Origin of the sequence: Aliirhizobium wenxiniae (assembly GCF_019511445.1) — a bacterium.
In the GTDB taxonomy this organism is placed as follows: Bacteria; Pseudomonadota; Alphaproteobacteria; order Rhizobiales; family Rhizobiaceae; genus Neorhizobium; species Neorhizobium wenxiniae_A.
In genome coordinates this window covers 289,685-308,664 of the sequence record NZ_JAEUAN010000001.1, presented here as the reverse complement: position 1 = coordinate 308,664, position 18,980 = coordinate 289,685, and the positions used below count along the sequence as shown (strand labels likewise).

Annotated in this window: 16 protein-coding genes and 1 pseudogene; 5 read left to right on the top strand and 12 right to left on the bottom strand. The window is 59.4% G+C overall.

The genetic code is table 11. The annotated features are described in order from the left end of the window. Positions 1–11: 11 nt before the first annotated feature. From brnA to JNB91_RS01565, 6 genes are all read right to left on the bottom strand, one after another. Positions 12–281, bottom strand: coding sequence for a type II toxin-antitoxin system BrnA family antitoxin (gene brnA / locus JNB91_RS01590; RefSeq protein WP_220323758.1), 270 nt, complete (start codon positions 279–281; stop codon positions 12–14). Continuing rightward, positions 250–534: a BrnT family toxin gene (locus JNB91_RS01585; protein ID WP_220323757.1), complete on the bottom strand. Its 285-nt coding sequence runs from the start codon at positions 532–534 to the stop codon at positions 250–252. Before JNB91_RS01585 ends, brnA begins: the two co-directional genes overlap by 32 nt. A gap of 24 nt (positions 535–558) precedes the next feature. Continuing rightward, the gene (locus tag JNB91_RS01580; protein WP_220323756.1) at positions 559–1,746 is read right to left on the bottom strand and encodes a benzoate/H(+) symporter BenE family transporter; all 1,188 of its coding nucleotides are present in this window, start codon (positions 1,744–1,746) and stop codon (positions 559–561) included. A gap of 147 nt (positions 1,747–1,893) precedes the next feature. Next, positions 1,894–3,330: an endo-1,3-1,4-beta-glycanase EglC gene (gene eglC, locus JNB91_RS01575; protein WP_220323755.1), complete on the bottom strand. Its 1,437-nt coding sequence runs from the start codon at positions 3,328–3,330 to the stop codon at positions 1,894–1,896. A 264-nt stretch (positions 3,331–3,594) separates the two neighbouring features. Then, positions 3,595–4,440: a class I SAM-dependent methyltransferase gene (locus JNB91_RS01570; RefSeq protein WP_220323754.1), complete on the bottom strand. Its 846-nt coding sequence runs from the start codon at positions 4,438–4,440 to the stop codon at positions 3,595–3,597. Between the two features lie 121 nt (positions 4,441–4,561). Further along, positions 4,562–5,245 (bottom strand): winged helix-turn-helix transcriptional regulator, encoded by a 684-nt coding sequence (locus JNB91_RS01565; protein ID WP_220323753.1) that lies wholly within the window; start codon positions 5,243–5,245, stop codon positions 4,562–4,564. Positions 5,246–5,472: 227 nt separating this feature from the next. Between JNB91_RS01565 and JNB91_RS01560 the strand changes: the two genes are divergently transcribed. Continuing rightward, on the top strand, positions 5,473–8,169 hold the full coding sequence (locus JNB91_RS01560; RefSeq protein ID WP_220323752.1) for a bifunctional diguanylate cyclase/phosphodiesterase: 2,697 nt from the start codon (positions 5,473–5,475) through the stop codon (positions 8,167–8,169). Between the two features lie 123 nt (positions 8,170–8,292). Here JNB91_RS01560 and JNB91_RS01555 read toward each other — a convergent pair whose 3' ends face one another. Next, positions 8,293–8,901 (bottom strand): ATP-dependent Clp protease proteolytic subunit, encoded by a 609-nt coding sequence (locus JNB91_RS01555; protein ID WP_220323751.1) that lies wholly within the window; start codon positions 8,899–8,901, stop codon positions 8,293–8,295. A 254-nt stretch (positions 8,902–9,155) separates the two neighbouring features. Here JNB91_RS01555 and JNB91_RS01550 point away from each other — a divergent pair, with 254 nt between their 5' ends. After that, on the top strand, positions 9,156–9,983 hold the full coding sequence (locus tag JNB91_RS01550) for a DUF2076 domain-containing protein (protein WP_220323750.1): 828 nt from the start codon (positions 9,156–9,158) through the stop codon (positions 9,981–9,983). A 162-nt stretch (positions 9,984–10,145) separates the two neighbouring features. Here the strand turns inward: JNB91_RS01550 and queF are convergent, their stop codons facing one another. Together queF and JNB91_RS01540 are read right to left on the bottom strand one after the other, a co-directional pair. Next, entirely contained in the window at positions 10,146–10,610 is a 465-nt protein-coding gene (gene queF / locus JNB91_RS01545) for a preQ(1) synthase (RefSeq protein WP_220323749.1), read from the bottom strand. Continuing rightward, positions 10,607–11,551, bottom strand: coding sequence for a cation diffusion facilitator family transporter (locus tag JNB91_RS01540; RefSeq protein ID WP_346269241.1), 945 nt, complete (start codon positions 11,549–11,551; stop codon positions 10,607–10,609). The genes queF and JNB91_RS01540 overlap by 4 nt, the downstream gene beginning before the upstream one ends. Positions 11,552–11,797: 246 nt before the next feature. On the opposite strand from JNB91_RS01540, the gene JNB91_RS01535 reads away from it, so the two are divergent. Further along, on the top strand, positions 11,798–12,289 hold the full coding sequence (locus JNB91_RS01535) for a MarR family winged helix-turn-helix transcriptional regulator (protein ID WP_220323748.1): 492 nt from the start codon (positions 11,798–11,800) through the stop codon (positions 12,287–12,289). Continuing rightward, positions 12,286–12,966: a GNAT family N-acetyltransferase gene (locus JNB91_RS01530; RefSeq protein ID WP_220323747.1), complete on the top strand. Its 681-nt coding sequence runs from the start codon at positions 12,286–12,288 to the stop codon at positions 12,964–12,966. Before JNB91_RS01535 ends, JNB91_RS01530 begins: the two co-directional genes overlap by 4 nt. A gap of 1 nt (position 12,967) precedes the next feature. Here the strand turns inward: JNB91_RS01530 and JNB91_RS01525 are convergent, their stop codons facing one another. Further along, a complete protein-coding gene (locus JNB91_RS01525) occupies positions 12,968–13,468 on the bottom strand; it encodes a GNAT family N-acetyltransferase (RefSeq protein WP_220323746.1) in 501 nt (166 codons plus the stop codon). A gap of 1 nt (position 13,469) precedes the next feature. Then, on the bottom strand, positions 13,470–15,659 hold the full coding sequence (locus JNB91_RS01520; RefSeq protein WP_220323745.1) for an anthranilate synthase: 2,190 nt from the start codon (positions 15,657–15,659) through the stop codon (positions 13,470–13,472). 326 nt (positions 15,660–15,985) lie between these two features. Here JNB91_RS01520 and JNB91_RS01515 point away from each other — a divergent pair, with 326 nt between their 5' ends. Then, entirely contained in the window at positions 15,986–17,260 is a 1,275-nt protein-coding gene (locus tag JNB91_RS01515; RefSeq protein ID WP_220323744.1) for an extensin-like domain-containing protein, read from the top strand. Positions 17,261–17,285: 25 nt separating this feature from the next. Here the strand turns inward: JNB91_RS01515 and JNB91_RS01510 are convergent. Continuing rightward, positions 17,286–18,965: pseudogene (locus JNB91_RS01510) on the bottom strand (formate--tetrahydrofolate ligase). Between the last annotated feature and the right edge of the window lie 15 nt (positions 18,966–18,980).

Below are 18,980 nucleotides of genomic sequence, written 5' to 3'. Positions count from 1 at the left end.
GAACTCACCGATTACTCCGCGACGTCGCGGTCACCCTCAAAACCGTCGCCGGCATATTCTTGCAGCTTTTGTTCAAGCCAGCGCTGTATCAAGATCTCGCGTTTCACATCGAGTTTCTCGGCCACGCGGTCCAGACCATTGACGACACCGAGCGGCAAGGCGACTTCGACAGGCTCGAAATGCTCCAATCCGCGCCGCGCCTGCGACCAATCGAGGTGGTCGTCGATGTCTTCGCCATCGTCGAATTTCCTATCGAGTTCCTCGGCTGTGATTGTCTTCATAGTATCGAACCTCGACTAGTCTTGCTCTCCGCACTGAAATAATTCGAATGGAACCACGCCTGACAGTGTAGAACATTGCCCAAACTTTGTCCCCGATTTTTCCAATTCGAGCGAACCGCCGCTCACCTTCAAGCGACTTGGCAGGCACGGTAAGCGCGTGATCATCCAGCCATAGCGCCTGCGCTTCGATGAAGTCGATGCCGTGCTTTTTCTTATTGGAAGCGCTCTTTTCCGGATCGAATTCGCAACTCATTCCGGATGCCCTGAAAAAATGACACTAAATCACGTTATTCCGCTTCATCAACTTTGCCAAGGCCATCATTGAAGCACCCGCAACAAGCCCCCAGAAAGCCCCGGAAATCCCGGCAAAAGTCGCCCCCGAAGCGGTGACGAGAAAGGTGATCGCGGCAGCCTCGCGCGTCTCCGGCTCGCGCCATGCGGCAAAAGCCGCATTCGAGAATGCCCCGATCAGGCCGAGGCCGGCAACGGCCTGAAGCAGAATCGGTGGCGCCATCGAGACGAAGGCGATGATTCCCCCGGCAATCAAACCGAGCACCGTATAGGCAGCCCCGCCCACCACGGCCGCCCAGTAACGCCGCTTCGGGTCTGGATGCGCATCCTCGCTGGCGCACATCGCCGCGGTGATGGCCGCCAGATTGACCGGCACACTGCCGAAGAAGGCGATGATGGTCGAAAATATGCCCGTCGAAGCAAACAGCGGTCCCGGCGGCGGCTCATAGTGATGCGCCTTGAGGATCGCTATACCGGGAATGTTCTGTGACGCCATGGTGACGATGAAAAGCGGCAGGCCCACCGACACGAACCCATGCCAGGTGAAGAGCGGCGAAACCCAGATGAGTTCTGGATGGATAGCAGCCCCGATCTGACCGAACACGTCATCCGGCAGATCGACGCCGAAGATCAGCACCAGAACGAAGGCGCCAAGTGCGGCAGGAACCGCCCATAGCCGCCAACGGGACACCACGACCATCCATGTCAGCACGATCGGAAGCCCGAGCGCGACATTGAATGCAACAGCCTTCACCGGCGCGAGGCAAAGGCTCAGGAGAATGCCCGCAAGCATCGCATTGGCAATCGGCGCCGGGATCTTGCGGATCATCTGCCCGAGCGGCCGAAAAAGCCCCGATAGCGCAATCATTAGGCCGCAGAGCACGAAAGCTCCGACGGCTGCGGGAAAGCCGCCTTCGATCGCACCGGTCGCAGCCAACAGCGCCCCGCCCGGCGTCGTCCACGCCATCATGATGGGCATGCGATGGCGAAGCGAAAAGAACACCGTGAGCACGCTTTGTGCGATACAGACGGCCAGCAACGCCGAGGCAATCTCCGACGACGACGCACCCATCGCCTGCAATCCCTGCATGATGACCGCAAAGGAACTGACAAAACCGACAAAGGCGGTCAAAAGGCCCATCGTCAGGGCCGAGGGAGAGAAGTCCTTGAGCATGCGCGACGAGATTCCGAAGGGGTGAAGAGGTTATTCTTCAAGATCAAAATCCCCGCTCGCTTGCAAGTCTGCTTACGCTGAAAGCGTTCGGATCAGCCAAGCTTCGATCATGCCGCCGCCTGACGGCATGATCCTCTCATGTAGATATTAGAGAAGCCACTCGCTCTGCTGCGAAGCAGAAGCCGCATTAGAGGCCTCAAGGTCATCGAGAGAATAGGCCCGGATATAGTCGATATTCATTTCGGAACCATCAGGCAGCCCATCAGATGGCGAGCCTGCCATTCCGCCGATCGCAAGATTGACGATCATATACATAGGATCGTGCATGTCGGATGGCGTATCCGTTTGCGCCACGGCTACGTCATCGAAATACCAGGTGATATGATCTTCGTCCCAGAGCAGACCGTAGGTGTGAAAACCCTCGGTATCGGCCACCGCCACATTGTTGATCACCGAGCTCTGCTTGCCGGATTCGTTCGAATGCGCCGACAGGATCAATGTATTCGGGTCCTGACCGCGCATCTCGATCACATCGAGTTCCGGCGGCCACGAGCCGTCCTCCGGCAGCAGCCAGAAGGCGGGCCAAGCCCCCTGTTCGTCCGGCATGTCGGCGCGGATTTCGAAATAACCGTAGGTCTGCGCAAACGACGCATGGGTCGTCAGCATGCCGGACGTATAATCGTACCCCTCGACCTCACCGGAAAGCGCATCCGGCGTCTGCTCGGCACGGATCGTCAGCACGCCGTCCGTCACCGAAAAAGGGTTGGCGGAGGCGGTCGGCCCGTATTCCGGATTGACGTACCATTGCTGTTCGCCATTGGTATGCAGCGAAGCGCCCTTCTCCGGCGCCCACCAGTATTTCGCTTCCCACACGCCATCCTGTCCGTCGAACAGGGACAGTGAGTTGAAGTCGTCATTGAAACTAAGCGTCAGGTTCGATCGATCGAGATTGAGTTCGAATTGATCGGCACCGAGATCATCCGCCGTCGTATTGGCCAGCACGACGCTTTCGCCATTTTCCAGATTGAGCCAGAGATCATTTCCTTGCTGCGAGGACTGGCTGATCAACTGGTCAAAAGACGTTACGCCGTAACCATCAAGCCGGATCGTATCGTCATTGCTGAAGTCGACGATAAGATCGGTCCCGTTCCCCTTGGAAATGATGAATGTGTCGGCGCCACCGCCGCCGATCAGCACATCGTTTCCGGCTCCGCCATCGATCGTCTGTCGGCTGGAACTCCCGGTGATGATATTGTCGGCCGAGTTGCCGAAGGCATAGCGGTTATCGCCGGTTACCCTCAGGTTCTCAAAATTTTCCGGAAGCGTATAGCTCATCCAGGTATCGATCGTATCGATCCCTTCGCCGGGCTTTTCTTCGGCGCGATTGATGCTGGAATAGAGATAATAGATGTCGTCGCCGGCTCCGCCTGTCATCGTGACATTGACGGAACTGTCGCCATACATGGCGTCATTGCCCGCGGTCCCGTTCAGGATAGGACCGGAATTGGTCGCGGAATGCCAGGCCGTCGGGCCTCCGCTGTAATAAAGTGCTACACCAAGCGCATTCGAAATGGAGTTCGTCATTGAAACTGCTCCTGTTTGAGTGGCTCTCCTCCAAAATTCTCCCACCCACAGCCTAACAGTCTGATCCGCTCAGATTTTCAAGAACGCGTCATTTTCCCGAATAACCGATCTCCAGAGTTAAGCGCGGCCTAAACAGGCTGACCTTCTGTATCGAAATGAAACACCCGTCCGCTTTTGGCACATAAAGCCTACGCCGTGCGCCGCAATCGGCACACGGCGCTTTAAACGCCTGCTCCTCGCTCGCAGGCGTCGGCCCGCCAGTCATCAGCGCTTCGCGATGATGACCTCGAGATAGTCGCTCGGCACCACCACTGTGCCGTCCTCCGCCCGGTTGAAGCTCTCGATGAGATCAAGCAGATCCTTTTCCAGACCAGCCTGCTTTTCCGTCGGCAATGCGGCGAAAGCCTTGTGAACGGGGCCGTACCAGGTGCGGAACACGTCCACCCAGTGGCCGGGAGAACGGTAGCGGAAAACGAACTCCTGCTTGGTGGCAGAAACGCCGGCGGCGTGGCCGAAGAGTTCATTCAACCGCTCGGACGTCCCCCAGAGCGACGGCGGTCTGACACCTGCTGGTGGCGTCACATGCCGCCCGATTATCTTGAAGACCTGGCCAACGAAGCTGTCGGGCGTCCAGTTGGCCAGACCTATCCGCCCTCCGGACCGGCACACCCGCAGCAACTCGGCGGCCGCCTTTTCCTGATCCGGTGTGAACATCACGCCGAACGTGGACAGAACCACGTCGAAATGGTTGTCGGCAAACGGCAGCGCCTCCGCATCAGCTGTCTGAAAATTGACGCTCAGCCCCTCCGCCTCGGCTCGCCGCCTGCCCTGCTCCAGCAAGGTTGGCACATAATCGGTCGAGGTCACCGTGCACCAGCGCCTTGCAGCGGCAAGTGTTGCATTGCCATTGCCGGCGGCGACATCCAGTACCGTTTCACCGGCCCGGAGATCGAGCGCCTCGCAAAGCTTTTCGCCGACGATCTGCAACGTCGTGCCCACAACGGCATAATTGCCGGAAGCCCAGGCCCCTTGCTGGCGCGATTTAACCGCGGCCAAATCCACGCCTGCCGGCGCCGCCGGCTGCGCTAGATTGAGATTTGCTGTCTGCATTGTCTTATCCTCCCTACTGGAACAACCCGATCAAGCGGGCAGTGCTCGGAGGATGCTTCAACCCATGCCGGTCTCTCCAGTGTAGAAAATGAACCGAACCCGATACAGAAAATGGATCGGCTCAACAGGCGGCAAACGAGCTGCGCACCATCCAGTCATCGATCCGCGAGGCGATATCTGCGTCACCGATCAATGAAATTCGGCCCCCTTCGATCTCGGCCTTGAGAACGGCAAGCCCCATCCATGCCGCTGTCATCGCCTTCAATTCGGCCGTCACATAAAGATCGACATCATAACCGGGATCGATCAGGCACAAATCCACCGGCTGGCCGGGCTTGTTCACCAGCCAGTAATGACGCTCATCACGCGGCAACTCGGGGTAATTGAACTCGATGACGCTACGCCTGCGCTTGGGCAGCGCCTCTGAATCGATCCTGCGGCGCATATTCCACATCAAAAGCCGCGCATCGAGATTTTCAAGCGTCACATCGGCATCGATATTGCGATGCGCCCAGCGGCCGAGCTCGCGGACGATAGGACCAAGTTCGTCGGCAATCCTGGTCGTAAGATAGGTGATCTCGCCGGTGCGTTGATTGGCCGAACGGGTCACAAGGCCGTTCACCTCCATCTGTTTCAACCGCTTGGACATAAGCGTCGGCGACATTCCGGGCACACCCCGGCGGATTTCATTGAAATGCGTCGAGCCTGACCACATTTCGGAAAGCAGAAGCAGCGTCCAGCGCGGCTCGATCAGTTCGCAGGCCTTGGCGATCGGGCAAAACTGATTGTATCCCTCATCCTGCATCGCCGAACCTCCGGGTGGCAAAGTATGCGCCCTCGGATTTGATGGGTCCAGTCCACAAACTGTAGCGCGCAGAGACAAAGAAAGAACACGGCGAGGATGTGGTTCAGCATCAAACCCGCCCGACATTTACAGTAAAGTGACCATATTCGGATCCAAACATCCGCAGTAAAAGCATAATATTAAATTTTATCCTGTGAAATTACGCCATCATTTGACCGGAATATTCGATGGCTATTTTTAATCATTCGGGAAAACCAGAGCGACTAAGCCAAAAGGCTTTCGGCGTCAGTTATTTTATTCCCGCCATCGTCGTCATTGTTGCCGTTGTTATCGGCATCATCCGGGCTGACCGCGAAGAGCATGAGCGTTTCCTGGCTGAGCAAAGGCTCGTCGCGTCCGAACGCCTTGCCCAGGTTGCGTCCCGCCTGGAAACCAAGATCCATGGCAACGTCAACCTCGTCCAAGGACTGGTCGCAGCGATCGCAGCCAATCCCAACATGACGCAAGCGCAATTCAGCGCATTGTCCGAGCGTATTTTCAGCGTGCCATCACAGTTGCGAAATGTCGCTGCCGCTCCGAATTTGGTCGTTCAACTCGTCTATCCATTCAGCGAAAACAAACAGTTGATTGGGCAGGACTACAGCGCCAACCCGAAACAGTCCGGCTCGGTATTCGAGGCCATCAAGCGACGAAAGACCATGGTGGCCGGCCCGGTAAAGCTCGTACAGGGCGGCCATGGCCTGCTAGCGCGCTACCCGGTATTCGTGCTCGGCAACGGGCATTTCTGGGGTGTCGTCTCGGCCGTCATCGATGCCGAACGCCTTTATCGCGACAGCAATCTCGACTCCGCCCAGCAAACTCTCGACATCGCCATCGCTCGTCGGCCGCAGCCGTCCGAAAAAGATGTCTTCGTCGGCAATCCAGCTGTATTTTCAGAAACCTCGGTCCGTACCCGCGTCGAGCTGGGATATGACACATGGTATCTGTCCGCTCTTCCTAAGGGCGGCTGGATCCAAACACGTCCATCGGCGGCGACGTTCCGGATCTACGCAAGCCTGATCGCCATCGGCGTGATTGCGCCGCTGATATGGGCTGGCCTGCTGATGAGACAGCGGTACCGCAATCTCGTCACGCTTCAACAGCGCGAAGAAGAGCTGGAAGAAGTATCGCATCGGCTTGGGCTTGCGCTGGAATCTTCCGGCATCGGCGTATGGGAATATCATCCGGATTCCGGCAAACTCATCTGGGATCGCCGCATGCGCGAGCTGTATGATGGCTCGCCGGACCGCGACGTATTTTTCTACGAGGACTGGGAAAAGACCATCCATCCGGAGGATCTTGAACCGACCAAGAAGGCACTGCTCCAGACGATGACGGAGGAAGTACCCTATATCACCCAGTTTCGTATCGTCTCTCCCACCGGCGAGATCAGATACATCCGGGCGAATGGCAGGGTTTATCGTCCGGCCGGTCGCGAGATGCGGATCGTCGGCGCCAATTGGGACGTGACCAAGGACCTGCTTTTGCAGGCCGAGTTGCGCGAGGCCCAGTCGCAAGCGGAAGAGCAGAATGTCCAGCTCAGGGCAACTCGCCGGACGCTGGAACACCAGTCGCTTCACGATGCGCTGACCGGACTGCCCAACCGTCGCTTCCTCGACCAGTTCATGGAGGCCGGCAGCGGCAAGGCCGATCCGCTCCACAGAATGGCCTTCATCCATGTGGATCTCGACCGCTTCAAGGAAGTCAACGACACGTTCGGCCACGCAGCCGGCGATGAGGTCCTGAGGCAGACTACGACACGGCTTCTCGATCTCATTACCCCGGACGAATTTGCCTCGCGCGTCGGCGGCGACGAGTTCGTCATCGCCACAAGCGGCCCATCTGTCGAGCGTCGCTCCCGCGAGCTTGCGCAGGCAATCGTCAGGTCGCTGGCGAGGCCGATCGAAATCGGCGGCCACAAATGCCGTATCGGTTGCAGCGCCGGGATTTCCTGCCAGACGGCAGCGATGGAAAAGCCGCGCGAGCTTCTCGTCAACGCGGATATCGCGCTTTACGAGGCAAAGAAGCGTGGACGTAACCGCTTCGAAAAATTCTCCGATGAGCTTCGCATGGCGGCGGTGCTGCGCAAGACCATGTCGGACGAGTTCCTGACCGCGCTGGAACGCGATCAGATCGTCCCCTATTTCCAGCCCCAGTTCGATGCCAGAACTTTGCAGATCGTCGGCGTAGAGGCGCTGGCCCGCTGGCAGCATCCCGATCGCGGAACGCTTGCGCCCGATCGCTTCCTCGATATCGCCGAGAGCCTGAACCGGGCGGCGGATCTGGACGCGATCATTCTGGAAAAGGCGCTGTTCCAGTCTGTTCGCTGGAAGGCGCTCGGGCTGAACGTCCCGCATCTTTCGGTCAACATATCTGCACAACGGCTGAGGGACGAACGCATGTTCGATCGCCTCGCAGGCCTGCAGTTTACCCCCGGCAGCCTCTCCTTCGAGCTGTTGGAATCTATCTCCTTCGACGACCACGACGAGGATCTGCGCGCAGCGATCACTCGGTTGAAATCACTCGGTATCGACATCGAGATCGATGATTTCGGCACCGGCCATGCCTCTATCGTCAGCCTGATCGAACTCGGGCCGAAACGCCTGAAGATCGACCGCAAGCTGATTTCGCCCATAGAAGCCTCGGCATCCCAGCGCCGGCTGGTCGCCTCGATCATCGAAATCGGACGATCGCAGGATATCGAGATCGTCGCTGAAGGTGTCGAAACGGTCGAGCATATCGAAATCCTGCGCAACCTCGGATGCCATGCGCTTCAAGGCTACGCCTTCTCCAAGCCGCTTGCCGCCGCAGAATTCGTGACGTTCGTCGAGAACTGGCAGGCCCGGATCGGCAACGAAGGTATGCCGCTCAGGCAAGCAATATGAAGAGTCTTTGAGACCCGGCGCAGAACGCTACAGAACGGGTCAAAGCCTGAACCATAAACTGAAAAAGCCCCGCCGGATATTCACCGGCGGGGCTTTCGAATTCATCGTTCTGGCGTTTTACGCTCAGATTTCGCTCTGCGAGGTCACGATCTTCGAGACCAGACCATAAGCAATGGCTTCCTCGGCGGAGAGCCAGTAGTCGCGGTCGATATCCTTGGCGATCTTCTCTTCGGTCTGGCCGGTAGCCTTGGCGAAAATCTTGATCAGGCGCTCGTTCATCTTAACGATTTCACGTGCCTGGATCTCGATATCGGATGCCATGCCGCGCGTGCCGCCGGACGGTTGATGGATGAGGAAGCGCGTGTTCGGCAGCGAGAGGCGGCGTTCCTTTGCAGCGGCTGCATAGATCAGCGCGCCTGCGGAAGCCACCCAACCGGTTCCGATCACCCAGACCTTCGGCTTGATGAACTTGATCATGTCATGGATGGAATCGCCCGATTCGACGTGGCCGCCGGGGGAATTCACATAGATGCGAATATCTTCGTCGCTGGCTGCGGAGAGCGCAACGAGCTGCGTGTTGACCTTCTGCGCCAGTTCCTGGGTAATCGGACCGTAGATGAAGATCGAGCGCGACTTGAAAAGGTTCGCCTCTGTTTCCTTGCCGAGCGGCAATTCCTTGGTCTTGTCGTCGTTGTCGTCTTCGTCGTTCAGCACAGTCAGTGTCTCCTGCATGGGATTCATACCATCGGACATAATGCGTTCGCGGCCACAAAACAATGGAGAGTGGCAGCAAGCCACGACTAAGGCGCCCCTTAAGGTGAATGACGTAGAAACCAAATGGAAATTACGGTGAAAATCGGTTTTACATTCAAGATAGCGTCACCATAGAGACCCGGCAGATTACCGAGATTTAATCTCGCGGCGATTTGAAAAGCCGCAATCCCCGCTTAACTGCTTGGGCAGACCAAATGCCCAGGGAGGCAACAATGTCACCGGAAGAACGCCAGCTTCTCGATAACCTGTTCGAACGTGTCCGCACCGCCTCGGCAACGCCGCGCGATAGAGACGCGGAAGACCTGATCGATCAGGAAACCCGCAAGCAGCCTTACGCAACCTATTATCTCGCCCAGGCCGTCGTCGTGCAGGAAAAGGGTCTGGAAGCCGCAGCAAACCGCATTCGCGAACTGGAAAACCGCATCCACGAGCTTGAAGCCGCGCAGGGCGAGCATCGCCAGGCGGAACAGGGCGGCGGTTTCCTGAGCTCGATCTTCGGCTCCCAGCAGTCTCGCCAGCAGGCTCCGTTTCAGCAGGCGTCCGCGCCGGCATCCGGCCCTTGGGGCGCGCGCCAAAGTTCTGAAAGCGCACGCGGATATGACGACGGTTATCGCGCACCTCCCCAACCCTACGGCGCGCAAGCATCCGCGCCTCAGCCATCAGGCCCATGGAGCAACAACGCCTATCGCGGCCCGTCAGCCGGCAGCAGTTTTCTGACCGGCGCTCTGGGCACCGCCGCCGGTGTCGCCGGCGGCATGCTGCTCGCCAACTCGCTGTCCGGCCTGTTCAGCAATCACATGGCCGGCGCAGGCCTGGGCAACCCGCTTGCCGGCGCCAGCGCCTTCGGCGCCTCCGAACAGCCCGCCGTCGAGGAAACCGTGGTCAACAACTATTATGGCGACGACGCGATACGGGAAGCATCGGACAATTCGGATAACGGCAACGGTGACAGTAGCAACGATGGCTGGCAGCAGGCCGACTATTCGAATGACGACGATGGAGCGGATTTCGACAGCAACGACGACAGTTTCGACGTCTGATCGGTCAAGCCCCGAACGAGAAAAAGCGCCGGGCAGTCATGCACCGGCGCTTTTTATTCCGCGAATGCGGCATCGTATCCCGGCCCCCTCGCTTTGGCTCGGGGCCTTCGTCACTGCAATCGATTCATTGGATCGATTGCTCCGGCTGCGCCGGACCGTTCCTCACCCACGTCCGCGATAGGTCGGCACACCCTGGTCCGGCAGCCATACGCCTTCCGGCACGGCACCCGTCTGCCAGAAGACGTCGATCGGAATGCCGCCGCGCGGATACCAGTAGGCGCCGATTCTGAGCCATTTCGGCTGCAGCAACTCCACGAGCCGCTTGGCGATATAGACCGAGCAATCCTCGTGGAAGGCGCCGTGATTACGGAACGAGGTCAAAAACAGTTTCAGCGACTTGGACTCGACCAGAAAGGCATCGGGAATATAGTCGATGACGATATGAGCGAAATCCGGCTGGCCGGTCATCGGGCAGAGCGAGGTGAATTCCGGCGCGGTGAAGCGCGTCACGTAATCCATGCCCTGATTGCTGTTCGGCACCCGCTCCAGCACAGCCTCTTCCGGGCTTTTCGGTGCGTCCACCTGTTTTCCGAGCTGCGACAGCCCGCTGACATCCGTCATCGTCATTCGCTCATTCCTTCCAAACTTGTATGTCCTTCGACTTCGACCTTCTGTCCATGGGCGCGCTCACCTTCGGGCTCCACATGAATGGCCAGTGTGGCGCCGGGAATAGCCTCTTTGATCGCATCTTCCAAGCGGTCGCAGATATCATGCGCCTCACCGACCGTCATCGAAGCCGGCACGACGAGGTGAAAATCGATAAAAGCAGCCGCCCCGGCCCGCCGGGACCGCAAGTCGTGAACACCAAGCGCACCGGCCGAATGCGCGGTGATCGCATCGCGCACTGCCGCCTCTTCATCCGGCTCCAGTGCCTTGTCCATCAACCCGCCGAGAGAATGCGAGATCACCTTGTATCCCTGCCAGAGAATGTTGATCGCAACGAGAATAGCGAGCAGCGGATCGAGGATCGCGTAACCGGTGACGACCGCGAGGATCAGACCGACGAACACACCCGCCGACGTCACCACGTCCGACATGATGTGATGACCATCGGCCGCCAGCGCCGGGGAACGGTGTTCGGTGCCAACCCGGATCAGGATCGTCGCCCAGATGGCATTGACGATGCCAGCCGCGACATTGATCGCAAGACCGAGCGCCGGTGCCTCCATGACGGTCGGAGCAAACAGCGCCCCCCAGGCCTCCTGAATGATCAGGATGGCTGCAACGATAATCAGCACGCCCTCGACAACGGCGGAAATATATTCCGCCTTGTGATGACCGAACTGGTGATCGTGATCGGCGGGCCGCTGCGCATATCGAATGACGAAATAGGCGATGAAGGCGGCAGTGACGTTGACCAGCGATTCCATGCCGTCGGAAAGCAGTGCCACCGAGCCGGTCACCCACCAGGCCAGCATCTTCAGCCCCATAACCCCGATCGAGATGGGAATTCCCCAGAATGCGAGCCTTTCGACAATGGCCCGATCTTTGTTAAGCGCCGTATTCACCGGTTAGTCCTTCATTCGCTGCGCCATGTTTGAAGCGCCCTTTTTGCTGGTGAGAATGACTTGCAGAAGCCATGCCCCGAAACGACGAAACCGCCACGGCGAGCGGTCTCGCAGCAGCGGTTTCGGATAGTCCAGCATATGCCGCAGAGCACCGGTTTTGTCAAAGCGCTTTCCGGTTCAGATCCTCTTGTAAGAGAAATATAACCGTTTATATAACTCGTTATTCAAACACCTGGAGAGGTACGCATGCCTCACGACATCGTCAAAGACTTCGGCTATCTTACACTGGGATCGAGGCTTCGCCGCCTCGGAGAGATGGTGCAGGCCAACACCCAGCTGATCATGCAGCAGCATGGCATCGATCTGCCCGCAGCGCATTATCCCTTTCTCGCGGCGATCGACCGTAACGGCCCGCTGACGGTCGGGGAACTCGCCGACGTCATCGGCATATCGCAACCCGGCGCCACCCGCACGATCGGCCAGTTGGCGGAGGCCGGCTTGCTCGATCTGTCTGTCAGCGACGGCGACCAGCGTCGCAAGCAGGTTTCGCTGACCAAGGCAGGACAGGATCTCGTCGATTATTCCACCCGCGAAGTCTGGCCGGGTGTTGAAGCAGCAGTCCGAAACCTCTGTACCGATCTCGACGGCTCCTTCCTGGAGCAACTCGCATCCATCGAAGACGGCCTCAAACACCGCCCGCTGATCGAGCGCATGACAGAAGACAAGGAAACGAAATGACCCACATCCTCGATCGCCCGGCCTGGAATGCGCTGGCCACCGTCCATTCGGCTTTCGCCGAAGGCAGCCCACACGCCAAACGTTATTCTCCCTCGATCGTGCCCTTCGCCGCGATGCAGGACGATACGCCGGAAAGCATCGCCGCAATCACGGCCCTGCCGCTGACCGGCGAGACGATGGCGTTGGTCGAAGCGGGGCCGATCCCCGCCCTTCCCGGTTTCGAAACCATCATCGATGCCACGCTGGTGCAGATGCTCGCCGACAAGCCGTTTGAAAGGATCGCAGACCCTCGCATCGTAAAACTGGGCGAAGAGGATGCAGCCGATATGCTGGCGCTTGCGACCCTGACCAAGCCCGGCCCCTTCACGCTGAAGGCGCAGTTGCTCGGCGACTTCTGGGGCATACGCATGGAGGGTCGGCTTGTCGCCATGGGCGGCCAGCGCATGCGCCAGCCGGGCTTTGCCGAACTGAGCGGCCTCTGCGTCCACCCGGATTGCCAGGGCAAGGGTCTCGGCAAGCTGATGCTGCGCTTCGTCGCCGGCGAAATTTACGCCGGCAACGAGGCCGTCTATCTGCATGCCTACAAGCACAACGAAGGCGCTGTCGGCCTCTACCGCTCGCTCGGTTTTGCCATCCGCAGCGACATGAATTTCCGCGTTGTGAAGCGGGCGGAGTAGATCAGTCGAAAAGCAACCCCATCTTGACGCTGTCGAAATAACGCCCGTCGATCTTCACCGCATGGCGGGCGATACCTTCGTGCTCAAAACCGACTTTTTCGTAGAGCGCTATGGCACGGCTGTTTTCGACACGCGCATTGAGTTCCACTCGGTGCATGCCGGCCGCCCTCGCGGCATCGAGCACGGCGGTAATCAGCCGCCTGCCCAGTCCACGGTCGCGATAGCCGGGAATGATGCCCATGCCGAGCGAACCGCAATGCGCCTCGGCATTCCGGCTCCCGCGCCTTATATCGCACCATCCGACGACCTTGCCGTCCGCGACAGCCACCATATGCGGATGACCGCCGGCGATGTTATCGCGAACGTAGGCCAGCGATGCCTCGATCGGCGGCGCTTCGAGAAAGATCAGGTATTTCCGCTCACGCGCCACGATGTCGAGGGCCTCGCGAAACCCCTCGACATGATCTTCCCGTATCGGCTCGATACGGATTTCATCAGTCATATTACGCAGCCTTCGTCTCACGTTTGCGCGCCAGATGCGCCACGACATTCTCGATCATCCGCATCCCGGCATCGCCGCCCAGCGTCATGATCGATTCCGGGTGGAACTGCACGGCCGCAATCGGCTCCTTGGCATGTTCGATACCCATGATCGTGCCATCCTCGCTTTCCGCGGTGATGATGAAATTCGGGTCGAGCGTCGCCGGATCGGCAAAGATCGAGTGGTAGCGACCGACCGTCACCTCCTTGGCAAGACCGGAGAAGACGATCCCCGGCTCCAGCACTCTTATACGCGACGGCTTGCCGTGCATTGGGATCGCCAGATGACGAAGCTGCCCGCCATAAGCCTCGGCAAGAGCCTGTAGCCCGAGGCACACGCCGAAGATCGGCAGGTCTCTCGCCCGCGCCGCCTTGATCGTCGCCTTGCAATCAAAATCCTTCGGATTTCCCGGTCCGGGAGACAAAACGACGAGATCGGGATCGATCCGGTCGAACACCTCGTCCGGCACCGGCGTGCGCACGGTGGAAACCGTCGCCCCCGTCTGACGGAAATAATTGGCGAGCGTGTGAACAAAGCTGTCCTCGTGGTCGACGAGCAGGATCTTCACCCCCTCGCCCACCCGGGCAACATCGCGGGAAACCTTGCCGGAATTGCCGGCGCGCGCATCACGAATAGCGGAAATCATGGCCGATGCCTTCAGTTCGGTTTCTGCTTCTTCCTCTTCCGGATTGCTGTCGTTCAGAAGCGTTGCCCCGGCGCGCACTTCGGCAATGCCATCCTTGACGCGAATGGTTCTGAGCGTCAGGCCCGTATTCATGTCGCCGTTGAAGCCGACCATGCCGATCGCACCACCATACCATGCGCGCGGGCTGCGCTCGTGGCTTTCGATGAAGCGCATAGCCCACAGTTTTGGCGCACCGGTGACGGTCACCGCCCAGGCGTGGGAGAGGAACCCGTCGAACGCATCCATGTCCGGCCGCAGGCGGCCCTCGATATGGTCGACGGTGTGGATGAGCCGCGAATACATCTCGATCTGCCGGCGGCCGATCACCTTCACCGAACCCGGCTCGCAAACGCGGCTCTTGTCGTTTCGGTCGACGTCGGAGCACATCGTCAGTTCCGACTCGTCCTTCTTGGAATTCAACAGCTTGAGGATCTGCTCGCTATCGGAAATCGCATCCTCACCGCGCTTGATCGTGCCCGAGATCGGGCAGGTCTCGATCCGGCGGCCCGACACGCGCACGAACATTTCCGGCGATGCGCCGATCAGATATTCCTGATTGCCGAGATTGATGAAGAAGGAATAGGGCGACGGGTTGATCGCCTTCAGCCGGTTGGAAATCTCCGAAGGCTTGCTGTCGCAACGCTCCATGAATTTCTGGCCGGGCACAACTTCGAACAGATCGCCGCGACGAAAGCTCTCCTTCGCTTGCGTGACCAGCTTGGCATATTCGCCCGGTTTGTGATCGCCCTTCGGCGGCGTCACCGTCGTGCGCTGGAACGGGTCGGGTGCGATGTCCTGCCCCTTGCCCTCGGTCGTCACGCCGCCCTTGGCAAAATCGTAACGATCGATCCAGGCTTTGGCCGCATGGTGGTCGACGACGAGGATTTCGTCGGGCAGGAACAACACCATGTCGCGCTGGTCTTCCGGTCGCTGCATGGCAAGCTTGATCGCGTCGAACTGGAAGGCAAGATCGTAACCGAAGGCACCGAACAGGCCGATCGCAGAATCCGCTTCGGAATAGAAGAGATCGACGATCGCACGCAAAACGGTAAACACCGTCGGCATCTTCGAGCGCTCTTCCTCGGTAAACACGCGGGACGGCTGGTTGACCGTCAGGTCGAGACGGCGACTTGTCCGCTCGCCAAGCGTTAGGTCCTCGACACCGGCAAGCCTATCTGCAACGAAGCCGAGCAGCACTTCGCCACGCTCGTTATAGGCCTCGATCCACACCTTGCGGCCATTGCAGGTGATCCCGAGCGGCGGGTCGACGATTGCCGTATCCCAGCGCGTGTAACGGCCGGGATATTCGTAATTCGATGAAAACACAGCACCGCGGCGCTCGTCCAGCCTGTCGACATAGGACGAGATTGCCGTTGCATATTCCGCCGGACGGCGGGCCCGGCTGACGGTAATGCCGCCTCTGGTCTCGTAGGTCTCGGAACCGTCCTCGCGAATGATCGTCACCATTGTAATGCCCTTGCCTCTTCGATCTGGTTCGCCCGGTCCCGCAAAGCGACCAATAAAAAAGCCGCCTCGGTTCTCGGGCGGCTTGGTCTGGTCTTGTCGATGGACATGACTGGTCAAGGCCGCGTTAGCGTGCCCACCACCAGTTACCGTTGTTGTTCATCGAAATCGTCATGGGCGGAATTGTTAGCGTGGCTCTCCCGCACACGCAAGCGCAAAAATATTGCCGCCCGATGCGACCAAAACCGGGACATAAGCGTTGCCCCTTCCGCCCGGCTTTCCGATCTGCCGGCGCATGATGCAGATACGGTCTGGAGGACAGACAGGGAATGAAGCGGTCCATCACACTCCTCGCGCTCGCAGCGCCCCTCATGCTCGGCGCGGCCATGCCCCCGCAACGCCCCATGGTGCCGGACCACAACGCCAAGATCGTCGAGATCAACGTGATCGATCGTTTCCTCAAGGATACAGGCATCCGCAAGCAATCCGCTTCATCGCAGCGCTCGAAATCCCGCACGCGGGTTACGCGCAACTCGATACCCAAACCGCCGCCGCTCGCATCCGTTCCACTGCCGATCCCCAGGCCTGCGGAGGAAGCTCAGACCTCGACAGCAGCCGTGCCCGCCCCGCAGGACGCGCCAGATGGAGTTGAACGCCCGAAAGCAGAGGAGCAGGCTGCATCCCCTCAGGCTGATGCGAAATCGCCTGAGGTAAAGAAGCCCGTCCCCACAGAGACCGCCAAACCGGACGAAGCGACCTCCCCTCCCATCGCACAGCCCACGCAGGATCAGGCCGCAACGCCTGTCGTCGAGCAACCGGCAACCGCCACCGAACCGGCCCACCAAGCAGAAGTCCCCAAACCGACACCCAAGCCCGAAACCGATACGGCAGACGGCAAGACCGGAGAACCGGAGAAACAGGAAGATACCGCACAGAAACCCGCTGATGATCAGCCCGCTCAGGCAGAGACGAAACAGGGCGGCACCAAACCCGAGGAGGGCGAAACGGAGAAGGCCGAGACCCCGCCTCCCCCGCCGCTCGTAAAGGAAGATCCGCAGGAACTGCAGGCCTGCCTCACCGACCTGAAGGCGATCGGCGCAAAGTTCGAGACGACCGATCCGATCAATGAAGGCAATGGCTGCGGCATCGAAAACCCGATCGACGTCGCGGAAGTCTTGCCCGGCGTCGATCTCGGCGGTGCGACCATGCGCTGCAAGACGGCGCTCACCATGGCCCATTGGCTGAAGGACACGGTCCAGCCCGCCATGGACATCGCCATGCCCGGTCGCAAGATCACCGGCCTTGTCCCCGGCTCCACCTACCAGTGCCGCCTGCGCAACAGCGCCGCAACCGGCAAGATCTCCGAGCACGCGCGCGGCAACGCCTATGACGTTGCGGCCTTCAAGCTGGATAACGGCGAGAGGATCGAAATGAAGCCACGGACCGAGGATTCGACGTTGGAAGGTGCCTTCCAGCGCACCGCCACCGCCGGCGCCTGCCTGCACTTCACCACCGTCTTGTCACCGGGCAGCGACGAGGCACACGAAGACCATCTTCATCTCGATATTCTGGAGCGAAGCGGCGGCTATCGCTACTGCCGATAACCGCTTCGACCTCGGTTCGAAGAACCTAGAACAGGCCTTCGATCTCGCCCTCGTCGTTAAGAAAGATCCGCTCGGCGGAGGGCGAACTAGGCAGGCCCGGCATGGTCATGATCTCGCCGGTAATCGCCACGATGAAACCGGCGCCAGCCGAAAGCCTCACCTCGCGCACATGCACGACATGCCCTTCCGGCGCACCGCGCAAGCTTGGATCGGTCGAGAAGGAATATTGCGTCTTGGCGATGCAGACCGGCAGGTTGCCGTAACCCTGCTCTTCCCAGGCCTTCAACTGGTCGCGCACCGCCTTGTCGGCCGTCACTTCGCCCGCATGATAGATTTTTGAGGCAACCGTCTGGATCTTATCGAAAAGCGGCGTCTCGTCGGGATAGAGCGGCTGGAACTTTGCCTGCCCGCCATCGGCAAGCTCGACCACCTTATAGGCGAGTTCTTCGATCCCCGCCGAGCCCTCGGCCCAGTGGCGGCAGACGATCGCATCGGCTCCCAGCCGATCGACATAATCCTTGATCGCAGCGATTTCGGCATCCGTATCCGAAATGAAGTGATTGATGGCGACCACCACCGGCACGCCGAACTTGCGTACATTGGCGACATGCCGGCCGAGATTGGCGCAACCGCGCACCAGCGCCTCGACATTTTCAGCGGAAAGATCTTCCTTCTTTACCCCGCCATTCATCTTCAGCGCCCGGATGGTGGCGACGATGACGGCCGCATCGGGTTTCAGGCCCGCCTGACGGCATTTGATGTCGAAGAATTTTTCCGCCCCGAGATCCGCCCCGAAACCGGCTTCCGTCACAACATAGTCGCCAAGCTTCAGCGCCGCCTTGGTGGCGATCACCGAGTTGCAGCCATGCGCGATATTGGCAAACGGTCCGCCATGCACGAAGGCCGGATTGTTTTCCAGCGTCTGCACCATGTTCGGCTGCATCGCATCTTTCAGCAACACCGCCATCGCCTTGTCGGCCTTCAGATCCCGCGCATAGACCGGCGAGCGATCGAACCGGTAACCGATGACGATCTGCCCGAGTCGGCGCTCAAGGTCGCTGAGGTTTTCGGCAAGGCACAGGATCGCCATCACCTCAGAGGCGACGGTAATGTCGAACCCGCCCTCGCGTGGAAACCCGTTCTTCGCCCCGCCGAGCGACATGACGATTTCGCGCAGCGCTCTATCGTTCATATCCATCACCCGCCGCCAGCTGATGCGGCGGATATCGATATTGAGCTCATTGCCCCAATAGACATGATTGTCGATCATTGCCGAGAGAAGATTATGCGCCGAGGTGATCGCATGGAAATCGCCGGTAAAATGAAGGTTGATATCCTCCATCGGCACGACCTGCGCATAACCGCCGCCGGCCGCACCGCCCTTGACGCCGAAACAGGGTCCAAGCGACGGCTAACGCACGCAGATGACGGCCTTTTTGCCGATCCGGTTCAGCCCGTCGCCGAGGCCCACCGTCGTCGTCGTTTTCCCCTCACCTGCAGGCGTCGGATTGATCGCAGTCACAAGGATCAGCTTGCCGTCTCGCCTGCCGTCCAGTGAGGCAATGAAATCGGCACCGATCTTCGCCTTGTCATGGCCGTATGGAATGAGGTCATCAACCGAAATCCCGAGCTTTTCGCCAACCGCCGCAATCGGCAGCTTTTTCGCCGCCCGCGCAATCTCGATATCCGACTTCACATCTGCCATGTGGCTTCCCTCTTG

Coding starts and splice junctions, on each gene's coding strand:
- JNB91_RS01530 (WP_220323747.1), top strand. CDS start 12,286: ATGACCCACATCCTCGATCGCCCGGCCTGGAATGCGCTGGCCACCGTC.
- JNB91_RS01535 (WP_220323748.1), top strand. CDS start 11,798: ATGCCTCACGACATCGTCAAAGACTTCGGCTATCTTACACTGGGATCG.
- JNB91_RS01550 (WP_220323750.1), top strand. CDS start 9,156: ATGTCACCGGAAGAACGCCAGCTTCTCGATAACCTGTTCGAACGTGTC.
- JNB91_RS01560 (WP_220323752.1), top strand. CDS start 5,473: ATGGCTATTTTTAATCATTCGGGAAAACCAGAGCGACTAAGCCAAAAG.
- JNB91_RS01580 (WP_220323756.1), bottom strand. CDS start 1,746: ATGCTCAAGGACTTCTCTCCCTCGGCCCTGACGATGGGCCTTTTGACC.
- JNB91_RS01565 (WP_220323753.1), bottom strand. CDS start 5,245: ATGCAGGATGAGGGATACAATCAGTTTTGCCCGATCGCCAAGGCCTGC.
- JNB91_RS01585 (WP_220323757.1), bottom strand. CDS start 534: ATGAGTTGCGAATTCGATCCGGAAAAGAGCGCTTCCAATAAGAAAAAG.
- JNB91_RS01525 (WP_220323746.1), bottom strand. CDS start 13,468: ATGACTGATGAAATCCGTATCGAGCCGATACGGGAAGATCATGTCGAG.
- JNB91_RS01515 (WP_220323744.1), top strand. CDS start 15,986: ATGAAGCGGTCCATCACACTCCTCGCGCTCGCAGCGCCCCTCATGCTC.
- eglC (WP_220323755.1), bottom strand. CDS start 3,330: ATGACGAACTCCATTTCGAATGCGCTTGGTGTAGCACTTTATTACAGC.
- JNB91_RS01570 (WP_220323754.1), bottom strand. CDS start 4,440: ATGCAGACAGCAAATCTCAATCTAGCGCAGCCGGCGGCGCCGGCAGGC.
- JNB91_RS01520 (WP_220323745.1), bottom strand. CDS start 15,659: ATGGTGACGATCATTCGCGAGGACGGTTCCGAGACCTACGAGACCAGA.
- brnA (WP_220323758.1), bottom strand. CDS start 281: ATGAAGACAATCACAGCCGAGGAACTCGATAGGAAATTCGACGATGGC.
- queF (WP_220323749.1), bottom strand. CDS start 10,610: ATGACGATGACGGATGTCAGCGGGCTGTCGCAGCTCGGAAAACAGGTG.
- JNB91_RS01555 (WP_220323751.1), bottom strand. CDS start 8,901: ATGCAGGAGACACTGACTGTGCTGAACGACGAAGACGACAACGACGAC.